This window comes from Shewanella sp. SP1S2-4, from assembly GCF_031932075.1.
Classification (GTDB): domain Bacteria; phylum Pseudomonadota; class Gammaproteobacteria; order Enterobacterales; family Shewanellaceae; genus Shewanella; species Shewanella baltica.
Genome location: NZ_JAUOET010000007.1, coordinates 163,973 through 180,239 on the forward strand (window position 1 = coordinate 163,973; position 16,267 = coordinate 180,239).

Here is a 16,267-nt window from a genome sequence, read left to right on the forward strand (position 1 = left end):
TAGAGGCCAAGAATATCAAGATTACTTATTGCCAGCGTCCACTTCTTGCTCAAGAACCATAGGTTTGACGCTAATAGGTTTGACGCCATCTTGGGGCAAATTGTCATCGGCATCGAATTTAAGCCGCGAACGGCTGAAATCATCCATGCTAAAACGGTGTTGTTCGAAGGGAATATCCACTAACACTTTTTTACGTTTGGGCTGCTCGTCTCGACCAAGCATTTTTATAAACCAGTTCCACATCATCCATGATCCTAAAAAGTGAAAAAATACTGCATTTTTAGCTTCCGTGCTTTCCTAAGCGCGCTTGCGCATGATACCGTGAACCGACGTGGTTAACCAAGCGCAAAATAATGAACTTTCTTACACACTTACATCTCGCCGACATCAGTAAAACACACCTTGCCGCCAATGTGGCGGGTAACTATATTCAAGCGCCAGTTGCACAAGCTCCAATTGAGTTACGCCAAGCGTTATGGCTAAACCAAGAGATTAATACCCTCTGCGCCAGCCACGAACTCACGATTGAATTAATGGAAGCTTTCCCTGTGCCCTTAAGAAGCATAGCAGCAGAACTCATGGCCGTGAGTTTCGATCACTATTTAGCTTATTATTGGGAAGAATATCATCACCAACCCTTGGATGAATTCAGCAGCAAGGCCTATGACGCGTTAGATACTTTCGCCGCCCAAGGAGTAGACCCATACCATCCAGAGGCACTTGCTAAACTCTTGCCCACCATGCGCAGCGCTGATTGGCTGGGCAGCTACACCACGGAAAAAGGCTTACAACACGCCTTAGCACAAGTGGCAAAACAGCATCCGCAAGCCGCACTGTTTAAAGATGCCCATAAAGTCGTCAATAAAATGCAGATCGAAATCGAAACCGCATTCCGCACTTTTTATCCGCAGCTGATGGCTTATACCCGTATCTTGAGCCGTAAAACACCTGCAGAATATTTGCCTTCCTCCCTCTAGGAATAAGCGAGCATGAGATTATGCTGTGTGCCTGCGTAAATTTTGCTAGTATGGCCGCGCAAAAATGAGGACAAAATGCAGATATTTGATTACCAGCCCCCAGCAGTTCCTTGGCTAGACATCCGCTATAAAGATAGAGATCTGATTATCATCAATAAACCTTCGGGCTTATTGTCGAATCCGGGTCGAGCGGCTCACACCTTCGATTGCGCATTAACCCGCTTACAAACCCTTTATCCAGAAACGATTTTAGTGCATCGGCTCGACTGCGCAACCTCGGGCATTATGGTGTTCGCCCGTAATAAAAAAGCCGAGTCGCATTTAAAAACGCAGTTTCAAGATAGGCAGAGTAAGAAAGTCTATATTGCCGAAGTGATGGGACATGTGCCGCAGGAACAGGGCATGATTGACCTCGCGATTGCACCAGACACTGAGCATCCACCCTATCAAAAGACACTGCAAGCAGGAGAAACTGGCGGTAAAAGCGCACTCACCTACTACCGTGTACTAGAACGCAGAGAAAACAGCACCTTAGTCGAGCTTTCGCCAGAAACCGGCCGTACTCATCAATTACGTGTGCATATGCTCGCCCTAGGACATGCGATTTTAGGTGATGAGTTTTACGGTGATGCCGAGGTTATCAAAGCCGCGCCGCGTTTATGCTTACATGCACAAAGCTTAAGTCTGACTCATCCCTATTCGGCTAAACCGCTGTTTTTTAGCAGCAAACATCCCTTTAGCGAATAACTCAATCCAATAGCTGCAACCCCATAAAAGCAAAAGGTCGCGACTTAGCACTGAGCTAAAATGCGACCTTAGTTATTTACGGATTCGATTGTTGCCTTTTAAGCGACGCGTATGCCTTGCGCAAAATCGGCATCGGCGGCTAATTTATCCGCTTGGAAATAACAGCCCTGCTCATTACAAAATTGTAATTGCTGCGACTGTGTCACGATAAAGAATTCACCAAAGAAATTACCGCCCACATCTTCCAGCTTATGGCCTTCAGCGGTTGGCGACATATAGACTTCATCTAAACTATGGCAGCCATCGCTAAACCAAGTTTCTAAAAAATATTTTCCGTCTTCTTTATAGAGGGTAATTTTGTCACCCAATAAAGGACGCCCATCTAACCAACGACCAATAATTTCACGATTTTGCATATCTGTCTCCCGCCAATGAAGGCGACGGCGTTTTTCAATCCCAGACATCCTGATATCCTTATGCAATACCCAATCACCTAAAGTGAATGTCAGTTGTGGTAGTACATTAAGCATAGAACCCATTTAACGCTTTACTCCCCACTACAGCAAATTACTTCAAACCGCCCGTCAAATGTAACTTTATGGTTAACTTAAATTTGCTAAATGTTTAAAATATAAAAGATAAATACCTTTGACTAATTAATCGGCAGTGTAGCTCAATCTACAAATAAAAACGCGATCTTTATCACTATTTACTTATCGCTAAAGTAAAGGCAGCTAAAAGACTTATCTAGCGAGTTGAATGAGAGCGCCACGCTGTTTAAACGTCGATACAATGGAACGGCAGCCATACACAATACAGACCAACTGGCAATGCCAGCGAAAGTTCAATAAATCCCTTTTATATTACTAACAGTCCTCATAATATCCTTATTAACCGTTATGCGTTAAGTTGAAGAGCTTGTATGGCACTTAGTCACAAGCGCCAATATATTTTCCATTGCCAACGAGTTTCGACTTGATTTTCATTGCCTCTTCAGAGATTGTCACTTCAAGCTTAGAAGTGGACGTTTTCCCATTGAAATGCATTTCACCCACTGTTTTAGATGCACCATCAGGACTAGTGCATGATGTTTCAAACACCATTTTGTTAGCACTGATCCAATTGCTGTTGGTTTGACATTCTTCGCCTTCATTTTCTTCAGGCTCCAAATCAAATGCAGAGGCGATGTCATTTATGCATTCAGTTTCCGTGTAATCAGGCCTTTTGGACATGCTCCGCATCATTTTCTCCATTTCAGGAGGTGCGTCTATTTCTACTATTTCGGATTTCCAAATGGTTTCCCATAAACCCGGTTTGAAGTCGTAGTTTTCAGCGTGAAGATGAGTTGATGCCACTATGAGTCCAGTTAACATCACTTTAGTAATTAGGTGGGTCATTTATTATTCCTTTAATTAATGAAAAACAAGTAAGGTTTTAGTGCCTAGCGCCCAAATTTAGCACGCAAAGCCGTGCAGCGGGTTGACGTCGCAGCCAGCACTTTTGCTGGCGTTAACATTTGTTTTTAGAGGCGACAACCATCTTAATCGTCCGACCCACTATAAACATCTAAACTTAAAACAATTCCACGTTGACCAAGTGCCAGCATGATTTCAGGTGACAAGCTCAAACCATCATTCCAATTGCCCATAAACAAGCCGCAGAACATGTCAACTTTGTAGCTTTGGTAAAGCTTTTCCCATATCGCTAAGTCACTTGTTAGCTGGGATAAAATTGCTTCAATCTGCGCGTTTAGGTCTTCTGGCTCTCTCTTTTTAGCCTGAAAATCCCAGCTACCCGTTTTGGCAATCCGCACTTTTCCGCTGATTTTGCTGACATCTTCATCACCTTTCTTTTTACTTTTAGTTGCTGTACCACCAAGTAAATTTGATACGTCTTCAGGTATCAAATCATCCCCGAAGATCCGAAGAGTGGCTTGTGAATATTCAAATGCACCCATAAAAGGCCCTAATGCTGAGCTAAAAAACACCAATGCAGCGTAGCGTTGGCGTCCATAGAAAAATAAAAACGTGCACACTTAACTACCTGTATTAACTGGAAGTTATCAGCTTTATACCGCTTTTCATATACAAGAATCCATCAGAAAGACACGCATGCGCGTTTTCCAGACCTATTATCCTAAAACGGTAACCTCTCAGTGTTTAATTTTAAATATTTTTAGATTTAGATGTTTGAGATAACACGCACGTGTATTGACAGAAAGCACTAACAAGCAATTTAGATACGATTGTATCTCTTCCAGTTTCTACGACTCTTGATGAAGAGTTAAGCACAAGGGGGGATGTAGCGTTATTTCTACAAATCTAAAACTCAATCCTTTGGTATGAATATGCTCCACATATTGTCCAATTTCGTTTTTTAGTTTGCTTTGATCATATTGATGAACTCGCAACAAAAATAACTCAAGCAATTGTTTTTTTTAATTTTACATCAAGCCAACAATGTTACGCGTTTCATACTAAATGGACTTATAGGAGCTTGTTACATCTTTATTGCCAATTTGAATGGGGTTTCTGATATAACCCATAAATGAATTACCGTACAAATAAGACCAAGTGATATTTCAATATCCCTACAAAACAAAAATAAAGCAGGAAGCGCTATGCATAACATTCATCGTCGTAATTTTCTTAAGGCCGCAGGTGCCGCTACTGCAGGACTCGTTACTGCCAATATTGCTCTCAATGCCTACGCCAGTAGCGTCGCCCCTAAACCGCAAGTGGGTAAATCCGTTATCGGACTCATAGCACCTAAGATGGACGTGGTTCGAGTCGGCTTTATCGGTGTTGGCGAGCGGGGTTTTAGCCATGTCGAGCAATTCTGTCATCTAGAGGGCGTTGAACTCAAAGCCATTTGTGATACCCATCAAGCGGTAGTCGACAGGGCCGTGGATCATATCGTTAAACAGAATCGACCAACACCGGCTGTCTATACAGGTAATGATCTGAGCTATCGCGATCTGTTGAGCCGCGATGATATCGATATTGTGATTATTTCAACCCCATGGGAATGGCACGCGCCAATGGCGATAGAAACCATGGAGAGCGGCAAGCATGCCTTTGTCGAAGTGCCAATGGCGCTCACGGTTGAGGAGTGCTGGCAAGTTGTCGATACTGCTGAGCGCACTCAGAAAAACTGCATGATGATGGAGAACGTCAACTACGGCCGCGAAGAACTGATGGTGCTCAACATGGTGCGCCAAGGCGTGTTTGGTGAGCTACTCCACGGCGAAGCCGCCTACATCCATGAGCTACGTTGGCAGATGAAAGAGATCGATCATAAGACAGGCTCATGGCGGACTTACTGGCATACCAAACGTAACGGCAACTTGTACCCGACCCACGGTTTAGGGCCAGTTTCCCAGTATATGAACATCAACCGCGGTGACAGGTTCGATTATCTAACCTCGATGAGTTCGCCTGCCCTTGGCCGTGCGCTCTATGCTAAACGTGAATTTCCCGCCGATCATGAACGTAATCAGCTCAAGTATATCAATGGGGATATCAATACCAGTCTGATTAAGACCGTTAAGGGCCGAACAATAATGGTACAGCATGACACGACGACCCCAAGACCTTACAGTCGCCATAATTTAATCCAAGGAACAAATGGCGTGTTTGCTGGCTTCCCGAATCGGATCGCCGTCGAAAATGGTGGCTTTGGTCAAAGTTACCACGAGTGGGATATGGACATGCAAAAGTGGTACGACAAATACGATCACCCACTGTGGCAGCGCATAGGAAAAGAGGCTGAAATTAACGGCGGCCACGGCGGCATGGACTTTGTGATGCTATGGCGCATGATTTATTGCCTACGCAATGGCGAGGCTTTAGATCAGGATGTGTACGATGGCGCGTCTTGGTCGGTGGTGAATATTTTAAGTGAACATTCACTTAATGATCGCAGTAACTCTGTCACCTTCCCTGATTTTACCCGCGGGGCATGGCAAACCGCCAAACCATTAGGGATTGTTGGCGCTTAAACTGCGGCTTTCGCCAAACTCACCACTTTGCCCTGCCCATCAAAAGGATAAGTGCCTCGGCCTTATCCTTTTTCTTTTTCTTATTCAATTAAGCCTTGAGATGACCCGCGCCATTAGCAACAAGCCATCTGCCATAAGCACTTAGCAGTAAGAAACTCGCGACAATAAATTCACCATAAGAAACTCACTACAAGCGTTAGTAGTAGCCGATTTCTCTGATTTTCAAAGAAAAGTCGCCACTCTGCTGGGCGCCAATCACTAACCCTAAGCTGCACAACTGACTCAATACTATATTCGGACGGGAAATGGGTTTACCTCGACATTGGGGCTTGAAATAACTGAATGGAATTTCTATCCGCTGCCAATTCAATACTCTGGCACTACTCACGCCAAAGGTTTGGTGAGTTGGCGTGGGCATAGGCGCTTGATACACCGTACTTTGTGGTGTGTCGACATCCTTTAAATTCACTTTATAGTCTTTAGTTCGGTCGCCATCGAGTTCGAGGTAAATCCCAGTAAACTCACTGACATCTATAGGGCTAAACTCACAACGCACTGAGGCAAACCCGCCGCCATTTGCCAACGACACATGGCCACTAAACTCACCATAACCCAAAGGTGAAACCGTCATTTTACTGCGGGACAAACCGCCCATCACAGTGTCATTTATCCCATACCAGGGTTTTGCGGCATCTAGCACGCTAAAATCAAAAAAGATCATAACGACTCCCATAAAAAAAGCAGCCACCTAAGTGACTGCTTCCATAATACTTTTCGATACGAATAACAGCACTCGTTAACTCAGTTTAGCTTTATTCTCAGCGGCTTCACAAGCGGCAGCGGTAAAGATAACGTCGGTTGAACTGTTCAATGCGGTTTCTGCAGCATCTTGAACCACACCAATAATAAAGCCAACAGCGACCACTTGCATGGCAACATCGTTAGAAATACCAAACAAGCTACAAGCCAGTGGGATCAACAATAATGAACCACCCGCCACACCCGATGCGCCGCAAGCTGAAACAGCAGCAACAACACTCAGTAACAAGGCAGTCAGTAAATCGACTTGAATGCCTAAGGTATGCGCCGCCGCTAAGGTCAATACGGTAATAGTGATCGCCGCGCCGCCCATGTTGATGGTGGCACCTAAGGGAATAGAAACTGAATAAGTGTCTTCATGCAGCTTTAACTTTTCACACAGCGCCATATTCACCGGAATGTTTGCCGCGCTCGAGCGAGTAAAAAACGCCGTCACACCACTTTCTCGCAAGCATTGAAATACCAGCGGATACGGATTACGTTTAATCTTCACGTACACAATCAATGGATTAACAACTAAAGCAATAATAGCCATCGCACCTAATAGCACAGCCAATAACTGGGCATAACCTGCAATCGCCGCAAAACCGGTTTCGGCAAATGTCGCCGCAACGAGACCAAAAATACCGATAGGCGCTAAACGGATAATAAAACGCACCATTTGTGAAATACCGTGGCTCATGTCGGCAAACACTTGTTTAGTCGAATCGGTAGCGTGATGTAAGGCTAAACCTAAGCCCACACCCCATGCGAGGATACCAATATAGTTGCCCGTCATTAACGCATTGACTGGGTTATCAACCAGTTTGAATAACAAGGTATGAATGACTTCACCAATGCCCTGTGGTGGGCTAGTGCCTTCTACGCCAGCAACTAAAACTAAGTTAGTCGGGAAGATCGAACTCAGGAGTACTGCGGTTAATGCGGCTGCGAAAGTGCCGAATAAATACAGCACCACAATGGGACGCATATTGGTTTGAGTATTCTTTTTTTGATTAGCAATCGATGACGCCACTAAGATAAAGACTAAGATGGGAGCAATCGCTTTTAATGCGCCAACGAATAAACTGCCTAAGAAGGCGATATCTTTCGCGCTACTCGGTGAAAAACTGGCTAAGACCACACCAGCGATGATCCCCAAAAAGATTTGTATTACGAGACTGCCATTAGCCAACTTAGCTAACAATGATGATTCTTGTTTCATGGTTTAACCTATCGTTATTATATTTCGGTTGAGATCCCCAACGCGCACCTTCGGAAATGAGGCCAATAAGGTTTTTATAGGATGTGACTGGACTTGTCTAGTTTTGCGGGGAAATAAGCTAACTAAATTACCCTAGCCCCGCAAAAAGCATACAAAAAACTAACAAGCGCCAGATTAGCGCTTATCTAAGGCGAGATCGGCGCCCCGTAACATAGCGTCGATTAACTCGTGGGCATCGAACTTAGTTAGTGCTTCATTCGCCCCAACTTGATGGGCCTGACTCACGCTAATTTCGCTGGATAAAGAAGTGTGTAAAATGATGTAGGCCTTGGCAGTCAGTGGATTATCACGCACTTCAAAAGCCAATTCGTAACCATCCAGTCCCGGCATCTCGATATCACTCACCAAAATATCTATCGGGTGATGTTCCAATGCCGCTTGCTCCATCATGACTAGCGCTTCTTTACCGTCGGCGGTGACTCGATAAGGAATGTTAATCATATCAAGGGCGTCGGATAACTGCTTACGCGCCACCTTAGAATCATCCACTAAAAGGATATTCATAGGTTTAAGTTTTTCACGTTGTACGTCAGTCAAAATAGCCCGATTCGTCTGTGGATCATCGGGGAAGATTTTCGACAATAACAGTTCAACGTCAAGTAACTGTACCAGTTGGTCCTCAAAACGTGTCACGCCCGTTAAATAGGCATTTTTCCCTAAACTAGACGAAGGAGCTTCAATATCACGCCAGTTACATTCAATAATCTTATCGATACCGCGCACCAAGAAACCAATGATCATCCGCTGACAATCCGTGATGATGATGTAGCACTTTTCCCGCTCTTCAGGGGCTATTGGCCGATAACCAATCGCCGCCGCCATATCTATGATAGGAATCGTATGACCACGGATAGTTGAAGCCCCCAGAATCGTCGGATGAGATTGGGGGATTTTGCTGAGACGTGTGTACGGCACCAGCTCACGCACTTTCAACGTGCCTAAGGCAAACACTTGCGTCTGTGATAACCGAAACAGTAGTAATCCCTGTGACTGACTTGCCTTACTTTTCATAATTAGATAGATAACTCACTAAAACCAACCTGCGGATAGCTTAACCTTAACACAGTAAAATTTTGATGACTAAGGTCAAACGAATGAAACTATTATGCCTATTAATGAATAGGTTCGGCCCTGAGACACCTACAAAAGGCTTAGTCTTGTAATGCGTACAAAACGTCAAAGGCGAATTGATCCCAGCCATCGGCAGTAAAGGCGATATCGCGAATACTGCGTACTTGGCTGACAGCGTGTAATGGCGCAGCACCATTGACCATTAAGTAATAGGCCATGATAAGACTGGTGCGATCCTTACCAGAACGGCAATGTATCACCACAGGTAAGCCATCGGCTTCACACTGTTGGATAAAAGCTAATGCCTTGGGCAATTGAGCGACACAAATCGCCACATCCCCATCTTGGGGCGGCACATTGCGCGAAAAGGGAATACATTCGTAACGTAAATCGAGCTTTTTAAAGGTGCTCGGCTCGCAGCCTTCGCCCCCATTGACCGACAGGATGGCACCAATACCGGCCTCTTTAAGCGCTTGCAAATCCCAAGGATCTTTATTGGGACCACTGCGCCCTGCGACTTTACCTTCAACTAACCAGAATAAGTGTTGCATAAACCTTACCTACGACAAGTGAGATGACAAGGAACGCCAGAGATAAGCTAAGAATAGCTTGTTTCCAACGACTTAAGATTTTTTGCCCCAAAATTCAGCATTGGCAGCCGGCAACTGTTTACGCTTTTTTTTACCCATACCTTCGGGCTTGGCGACAGGTTTAGCTTGTTCTAACAGTTCGACTGGCATTTCATCATCGGCTTCAAAACCGACAATTTGCTCACGCACTAACTTAAGCTTGTTCTTTTTCTCTATTACGCCAAAGTGGTGATAATCCTCATGGGAAATCAAGGTCACAGCTAAGCCAGCTTCACCGGCGCGGCCACTACGGCCAATGCGATGCATATAATCCGCAGGGCTTCTTGGTAAATCAAAGTTGATCACCACAGGTAGTTTATCGATATCGATACCACGGGCGGCAATGTCAGTGGCGATTAACACACTGATCTCACCATTTTTAAAACCATCGAGCACTCGCGTACGTGCGCCTTGCGCTTTATCGCCATGGAAGACTTCGGCACTGATCCCACGTTTAGACAACTTTTGCGCTAAATGATTACAGGTATTTTTGGCACTCACAAAAATCAACGCCTGTGACCACTGATGTTCTTTAATCAGATGCGCCAATAATGCGGTTTTCATCGGACGATTAACGGTGATCACCCGCTGATGAATCGTGCTTTCTTGTTCACTTTGGAATTGGTATTCAAGCGGATCATTCAGCAATTTTGCCGTTAATTCACGGACTTCTTCTGGAAATGTCGCTGAGAATAATAAGGTTTGTTTCTTGGCGGGCAACGCGTCGAGCACTTGGGCTAATTCTTCTGTAAAACCAAGGCTTAACATACGGTCAGCTTCATCGAGCACTAAGGCGCTAACGCGGTTAAGTTTGATGGCATTGCTGGACAACAGATCTAACAAACGACCCGGCGTTGCCACTAATACATCAGCACCAGCGCGTAGGCTCTGCATTTGCGCATTGACTGAAACACCACCAAACGCGGCGACAATTTTTAGCTTGCCATTCAAATGCGAGGCATAGGACAGAAAGCTGTCTGCGACTTGTTGGGCTAATTCGCGGGTTGGTACTAAGACCAAACAACGAACATAAGCACCTGTCTTATCGTCTGTTTTTGCTTCAACAAGTTGCTGCAACAGCGGCACGGCAAAGGCTGCCGTTTTACCCGAGCCCGTATTGGCGCCGGCTAACACATCCCGCCCAGCAAGCACAACGGGGATCGTCGCCGCCTGTACTGGTGTGGGCGAAACATACGCTAATTCGGTTAGTCGATTTAGCAAAGGTGCAATAATGCCGAGTTGGGCAAAGCTTGCCGCAGAGGAAGAAGCCTGAGTCATAGAAAGTTTAACTGCTCACCAATATCTTAATAGGCGGCTATTCTAGCTTAAATATCGAGGCAGTGCTTGTCAGTTTCCAGCGTTAACAACTGCTGTTTCATCGCAAGCCCGTAGGCGTAACCCGTTAACTTGCCATTTTTGCCTATCACTCTATGACAAGGCACGATAATCGCGATGGGATTGGCACCATTGGCCGCGCCCACGGCGCGCACCGCCTTAGGCCGACCGATTTGCTCGGCAATCTGCCCATAACTACAGCTCTGGCCGTAATCTACATTGAGCAAGGCTTGCCATACGTCGCGCTGAAATTCAGTGCCCTTGGGCGCGAGTTTTAAATCAAATTCAACCCGCTCACCCGCAAAGTAATCCGCGAGCTGCGCCTGAGTTTCGCGAATATGCGCCTTAGCTTGATTGAGGGCATCCTCACTCGCCTTGGCAAGCGCAATCTCAGTTCGATCCGAGCCGACAACCGTTAAATGGCTCAGTCCATAAGCATTGGCATTTAACTGCAATATTCCGGCAGGACTGATAAACGTATCCACGGCGCAGGGTTGATATTCTGCAATGCTTGGCGCTTGGCTCAATTGACGAATCGCATGTTTCATAATCTGTCTCTTTATTTGACCTTAATTTGGTTCTTAATTGAGTCGTTAAATTGACTCTTAACATGACGGCTAACTCATCTTTTTAAACTGGCAGTTCAATGCGAGGCGGCTTGATGGTTATTGATGCCAAAGCTGAAAAGTTAAGTAACTGCCCCACGGGGCAATGTGTTGGCTCAGCTGCTCGCACAATTGGGGATAGCTCACTGCCGCGGTGGCCGTTTCATCTAACTTATTGTTCTTGATATATAAGGCCAATAAATGCTTTTTAACAATCAAATCCGAATGTAAAAACACGTTTGGATCGCCCAAGCCACGAAGCTTGGCATACGCTATCGTCCAAGGACCGATGCCTTTAACGCTAAGCCAATCATCGACACTTGCCTCTGGATGTTCGCAGATAAACGCCGCGAGTGCATTGAGCGCTAATTTACGGGCGCCCGGCATTTTTAGCTCAGTTAAACTCGCCTCACGAATCGCCTCGGGTGTTGGGAATAATCGATACTCGCGGCCATTGAGACTAAAGCGCTCGCCATAGGCTTCAACCAATATATTCAGTAATTTAGTCGCCTGCACGACTGTCACTTGCTGACCTAAAATCGCGCGGCAAACCGCTTCAAATAAAGATCCAGCGCCAGGGATGCGCAATCCCGAAAACGGTGTTAAGCCTAAACTCGGTAGCGTACTTAAACCTTGTTCAATCTGCTGCATATCCGCATCGAGATCTAAAATGCGCCGCACCTCAGTGACCAGCAATTGCAGCTCATCGACGGCGGAATCTTCGGTCAAAGCAATCGCAAGTTTGAAGCGATTCAGCTTAGGTTCATGGATAATTTGCACTGTGCCGCGCATCTTGCCTATGGCAAAACAGCGACCATATTCGAGCCCGTTCTCGTCAGCCTTGGCTTCTGCCGAAACATAGGTTTCATCTGCAATCTGAACTGCATCGCTCGCTTGTGGATGACTCATTTGCGGCGTAAACCACTCCATTCCTGTCACTGCACGTAAGCGATAAAATGCCAGCTGCGATGCCCAATCCAATGGGGGTCGATAGTATTGATATAGGGTTAATCCATAGTGCGGTACAAATTCACCCAAAGTATCAATTTCACCGAATCCTGTTGATGAATCAATAACCTGCTCCTTTGCCGCCTTGGTTAAAGCGGTCTTTCTTAATTGAGTTGGCGTCAATTGTAAGGTTTGCTTAAATGCCTCATTGAAACGGCGAATACTATTGAAACCCGCCGCCAGCGCGACTTGGGTGATAGGTAATTGGGTTTGATGTAGCAGTTGTTTTGCAAACAGTAACTGCCTGTATAAGGCATATTGTTTAGGCGAAGTGCCAAAACCTTCGGTAAAGAGCTTATTGAGATAACGACTACTGATCCCTAATCTGTCAGCCAATTGTGTCACAGTCGATGCTGGCTCTCCCGATGATTTCCCCGCTAATGCGCCCGCTTCAATTAAACTAATGGCCCTCGCCAACGTAGTACCAGTGCCTTTCCACGGATTTGAACCTGGCGCACTGTCGGGCCGACAACGCAAACACGGGCGCAATCCCGCCTGTGCGGCTTTCACGGCCGAATCAAAATAACGCACATTTTGCTCTTTTGGCGCGACGGCGGGACACACGGTACGGCAATAAATCCCCGTCGTTAATACGCCCACAAAAAACTTACCATCAAAACGCGGATCGCGGCTCATCCTAGCCTCACGGCAAATAGACACAGAAAGTAGTCCCGCACTGGATTCCAGTGAATGCACTGAGTCTATTTCATCACACTTAATCGCACTCTCAGACGCTCTATCTGTACTCATTTTTCATCACGCCCGACAATATTCGCTCACAATTAATTTCTTGTTCATTACTTTACGTAAAACTAGCATGTAGCACTAGCGGAAAACGGAACTCAATCATTTCAATGCTTTTAGGGAATGAAATCTTGTATACCCAAGCTACCTGAAGATACGAGTTTCAGAGCGTCTAGAGTGCTTCAATTCAAGGCGCATCAATGACAGAATGTCGGCCACCTTTTGAATTGATGCAACACGGAAGTGGAGTGCCCTAGACGCTCCGTTCCGGCGGGTTTTAACGCACTTTATGCCGTGTTGGTTATTTTTAACTTAGTCCACTAGGTCTGCAAATAACCGCCTTGCCTAAAGTGCGTTAAATTCCCGCTGAATCCTGCATCTTCAGGTTGTTTGGGTATATGCTATACGCGACTATTTTTTATCTCACCATAGAGTTAATTCATGTTTAAACGATTTGAATCTTGGGTTGAAGCCCTCCCCGATGATGAACCGACTAAGCCACCCACAGGGGTTTATGCTTTTTGCCGCCACTACACTAAAGGCTACGAACTGCCGCTGATCTTAATGTCAGTGCTGACCGCTATGCTGGCGATGCTTGAAGTGTCCCTGTTCGGATTTATGGGCCAATTAGTGGATTGGCTTGTGAAAAAAAATCCCGAAACCTTATTTCAAGACGAAGGCACGATCTTAATGCTGATGGGGGGCATGGTGCTGATTGTGATGCCAATCTTGGTATTACTGCATGCGCTTATCATGCATCAAACCTTGCTCGGCAATTATCCTATGTCGATCCGTTGGCTCGCGCACCGCTATTTGCTAAAGCAAAGTGTGTCATTTTATCAAGATGATTTTGCTGGCCGAATCGCCACGAAAGTGATGCAAACATCCTTAGCCGTGCGCGAAACTGTGATGAAGTTGCTCGATGTTTTGGTTTACATTTTAGTGTATTTCACCTCTATGTTGGTGATGATCGCCAGCGCCGACCTGCGCTTAGTGATACCTATGCTAGTGTGGCTTGCACTATATATTGGGCTGCAATGGTACTTTGTGCCTAAGCTGAAAAGTGTCTCTACCGAGCAAGCCGATGCGCGCTCAACCATGACAGGCCGTATTGTCGACAGCTATACCAACATCACCACAGTAAAGCTATTCGCCCACACGCAAAAAGAAGCCGAATACGCCAAATCGAGTATGCGGATATTTTTAGACACGGTTTATCGCCAGATGCGCTTAGTCACGGGCATCAGCGTCAGCGTGCAGATCATTAATTATGTGCTCGCATTCAGCATTGCTGCGGTAGCGATTGCTCTATGGACTGACAGCGCGATTACTATCGGCGCCATTGCCATTGCTGTCAGTTTAGCACTGCGCTTAAACGGCATGTCACAGTGGATCATGTGGGAAATCAGTTCGTTATTTGAAAACATCGGCACAGTCACCGATGGGATGAACACCTTATCGAAAACAACGATCATCCAAGATGAGCCAGACGCCAAGGCGCTGGTCGTCAACCATGGCAAGATTGATTTCAACCAAGTGTGTTTCCATTACGGCGAGCAGACTGGGGTGATTGAAGATCTGAATCTGAATATTAAGGCAGGTGAAAAAGTTGGCTTAGTTGGGCGTTCTGGCGCGGGTAAGTCGACCTTAGTGAATCTATTAATGCGATTCTACGATGTCGAAAAAGGTCAGATTAATATTGACGATCAAGACATTAAGACGGTTATGCAGGATTCACTACGCTCGCAAATCGGTATGGTGACCCAAGATACATCACTGTTGCACCGTACTATCCGCGAGAATATTCTTTACGGCAATCCAACGGCCAGCGAAGAACAGCTCGATAGCGCCATTAAACAAGCTCAAGCCTATGACTTTATTAAGGATCTAAGTGATCCTCACGGTAATCATGGCTTAGATGCCCAAGTCGGTGAACGTGGTGTAAAACTTTCTGGGGGCCAAAGACAGCGGATCGCTATCGCGCGGGTTTTATTAAAAAATGCGCCGATTTTGCTGCTTGATGAAGCCACTTCAGCGCTGGATTCTGAAGTCGAAGCCGCCATTCAAGAAAGTTTATATGAGTTAATGCAAGGCAAGACAGTGATTGCGATTGCCCATCGACTTTCGACCATTGCAGCAATGGACAGGCTAATAGTGTTAGATCAAGGCCGAGTCGTCGAACAAGGCACGCATCAAGAACTTATTGCCGCTGGCGGTATTTATGCTCAGCTATGGGCACACCAAACCGGTGGATTCTTAGGCGTAGACTAAATTAAAGGTTAAATGACGAGAGGCGACACTCAGCAATGAGTGTCGCCTTTTTTATCTCAAGTAAGTTTCCGCCTAATTCTGCCCTCTTCCCGCAAAGCTTCACTCTTACACCGCCCTCATATTCACCGCAACGATACGCTATTCAGCTATTACAATAGCTACCGTAAGAACGGTTCACTTCAAATTGCGATCGTTTAGCGATTGGAAGCATGAGATAAATCGCGATTAACGGTTCAACTTATCAGTATTGAAAGTAGCAGCATTCAAAGTACCAACACACTCAATAATCCGAAAGGTGAGTTTTAACCATGGGCTAGTACAAGGTTAAGCAGAAAAACACTTAAATAATTCTTATCACACGATTGAACAGAATGACTTCACCGCACTAAGTATGTCTCTCGAAGCATCATTTATCTTAATGTGGATGGTTTGATTGGTGGGTAAATTCGGAATCGGCAAATAACTCGACGCGTATGACTCGTAAATGAATCGGGGAGATCTCGATTTAATATTCAAAATTCAGACACAAAAAAACCACCTTTAGGTGGTTTATTGTCTTTAACCAAAGTTTCGATAAACCTTGATTAAAATTGGTATCCCCTAGGGGATTCGAACCCCTGTTACCGCCGTGAAAGGGCGGTGTCCTAGGCCTCTAGACGAAGGGGACCCGGACTTATGATTTAACTCGTAACCGAGCTTTATAACACATGCACTTCAGTAGGCTAGGAAGTAAATGCTTTGTTCTTACCAAACAACTCGTTAGTCATCTGCTAGGAACCACTCTCTATAAAAAATAG

15 protein-coding genes and 1 tRNA gene are annotated in these 16,267 nt (G+C 45.6%); 4 read left to right on the forward strand and 12 right to left on the reverse strand.

What is annotated here, in order from left to right:
- Positions 1–21 precede the first annotated feature (21 nt).
- Positions 22–246: a hypothetical protein gene (locus Q4Q52_RS09630; protein ID WP_311990483.1), complete on the reverse strand. Its 225-nt coding sequence runs from the start codon at positions 244–246 to the stop codon at positions 22–24.
- A 107-nt stretch (positions 247–353) separates the two neighbouring features.
- Here Q4Q52_RS09630 and Q4Q52_RS09635 point away from each other — a divergent pair, with 107 nt between their 5' ends.
- Positions 354–977, forward strand: a complete 624-nt coding sequence (locus Q4Q52_RS09635; protein WP_311990484.1) for an acyl carrier protein phosphodiesterase — start codon at positions 354–356, stop codon at positions 975–977.
- 75 nt (positions 978–1,052) lie between these two features.
- A complete protein-coding gene (locus Q4Q52_RS09640) occupies positions 1,053–1,724 on the forward strand; it encodes an RluA family pseudouridine synthase (RefSeq protein WP_006085500.1) in 672 nt (223 codons plus the stop codon).
- 98 nt (positions 1,725–1,822) lie between these two features.
- Here Q4Q52_RS09640 and Q4Q52_RS09645 read toward each other — a convergent pair whose 3' ends face one another.
- The 3 genes from Q4Q52_RS09645 to Q4Q52_RS09655 form a co-directional block, all read right to left on the reverse strand.
- Entirely contained in the window at positions 1,823–2,263 is a 441-nt protein-coding gene (locus tag Q4Q52_RS09645) for a hypothetical protein (RefSeq protein WP_106650969.1), read from the reverse strand.
- 390 nt (positions 2,264–2,653) lie between these two features.
- The gene (locus tag Q4Q52_RS09650) at positions 2,654–3,121 is read right to left on the reverse strand and encodes a DUF3617 domain-containing protein (RefSeq protein ID WP_311898134.1); all 468 of its coding nucleotides are present in this window, start codon (positions 3,119–3,121) and stop codon (positions 2,654–2,656) included.
- Positions 3,122–3,264: 143 nt separating this feature from the next.
- Positions 3,265–3,759, reverse strand: coding sequence for a DUF4279 domain-containing protein (locus Q4Q52_RS09655; RefSeq protein WP_311990485.1), 495 nt, complete (start codon positions 3,757–3,759; stop codon positions 3,265–3,267).
- Between the two features lie 585 nt (positions 3,760–4,344).
- Between Q4Q52_RS09655 and Q4Q52_RS09660 the strand changes: the two genes are divergently transcribed.
- Positions 4,345–5,724, forward strand: a complete 1,380-nt coding sequence (locus Q4Q52_RS09660) for a Gfo/Idh/MocA family oxidoreductase (RefSeq protein ID WP_311990486.1) — start codon at positions 4,345–4,347, stop codon at positions 5,722–5,724.
- A 196-nt stretch (positions 5,725–5,920) separates the two neighbouring features.
- On the opposite strand, the gene Q4Q52_RS09665 is transcribed toward Q4Q52_RS09660, so the two are convergent.
- From Q4Q52_RS09665 to Q4Q52_RS09695, 7 genes are all read right to left on the reverse strand, one after another.
- Positions 5,921–6,445 carry a CIA30 family protein gene (locus Q4Q52_RS09665; RefSeq protein WP_311990487.1) on the reverse strand — a complete coding sequence of 175 codons (525 nt, stop codon included), beginning with the start codon at positions 6,443–6,445 and terminating at the stop codon, positions 5,921–5,923.
- 75 nt (positions 6,446–6,520) lie between these two features.
- Positions 6,521–7,747 carry a serine/threonine transporter SstT gene (gene sstT, locus Q4Q52_RS09670; protein WP_006082286.1) on the reverse strand — a complete coding sequence of 409 codons (1,227 nt, stop codon included), beginning with the start codon at positions 7,745–7,747 and terminating at the stop codon, positions 6,521–6,523.
- A 174-nt stretch (positions 7,748–7,921) separates the two neighbouring features.
- The gene (locus Q4Q52_RS09675) at positions 7,922–8,818 is read right to left on the reverse strand and encodes a chemotaxis protein CheV (RefSeq protein ID WP_106650974.1); all 897 of its coding nucleotides are present in this window, start codon (positions 8,816–8,818) and stop codon (positions 7,922–7,924) included.
- A 140-nt stretch (positions 8,819–8,958) separates the two neighbouring features.
- Positions 8,959–9,429 carry a dual specificity protein phosphatase family protein gene (locus Q4Q52_RS09680; RefSeq protein WP_006082288.1) on the reverse strand — a complete coding sequence of 157 codons (471 nt, stop codon included), beginning with the start codon at positions 9,427–9,429 and terminating at the stop codon, positions 8,959–8,961.
- A 72-nt stretch (positions 9,430–9,501) separates the two neighbouring features.
- Positions 9,502–10,785 carry a DEAD/DEAH box helicase gene (locus tag Q4Q52_RS09685; RefSeq protein ID WP_107948244.1) on the reverse strand — a complete coding sequence of 428 codons (1,284 nt, stop codon included), beginning with the start codon at positions 10,783–10,785 and terminating at the stop codon, positions 9,502–9,504.
- Between the two features lie 47 nt (positions 10,786–10,832).
- Positions 10,833–11,390 carry a methylated-DNA--[protein]-cysteine S-methyltransferase gene (locus Q4Q52_RS09690; protein WP_107948247.1) on the reverse strand — a complete coding sequence of 186 codons (558 nt, stop codon included), beginning with the start codon at positions 11,388–11,390 and terminating at the stop codon, positions 10,833–10,835.
- A 117-nt stretch (positions 11,391–11,507) separates the two neighbouring features.
- A complete protein-coding gene (locus tag Q4Q52_RS09695; RefSeq protein ID WP_311990488.1) occupies positions 11,508–13,205 on the reverse strand; it encodes an Ada metal-binding domain-containing protein in 1,698 nt (565 codons plus the stop codon).
- Between the two features lie 435 nt (positions 13,206–13,640).
- Between Q4Q52_RS09695 and Q4Q52_RS09700 the strand changes: the two genes are divergently transcribed.
- A complete protein-coding gene (locus tag Q4Q52_RS09700; RefSeq protein WP_311990489.1) occupies positions 13,641–15,470 on the forward strand; it encodes an ABC transporter ATP-binding protein in 1,830 nt (609 codons plus the stop codon).
- A gap of 591 nt (positions 15,471–16,061) precedes the next feature.
- On the opposite strand, the gene Q4Q52_RS09705 is transcribed toward Q4Q52_RS09700, so the two are convergent.
- A tRNA-Glu gene (locus Q4Q52_RS09705) sits at positions 16,062–16,137 on the reverse strand.
- Positions 16,138–16,267 lie beyond the last annotated feature (130 nt).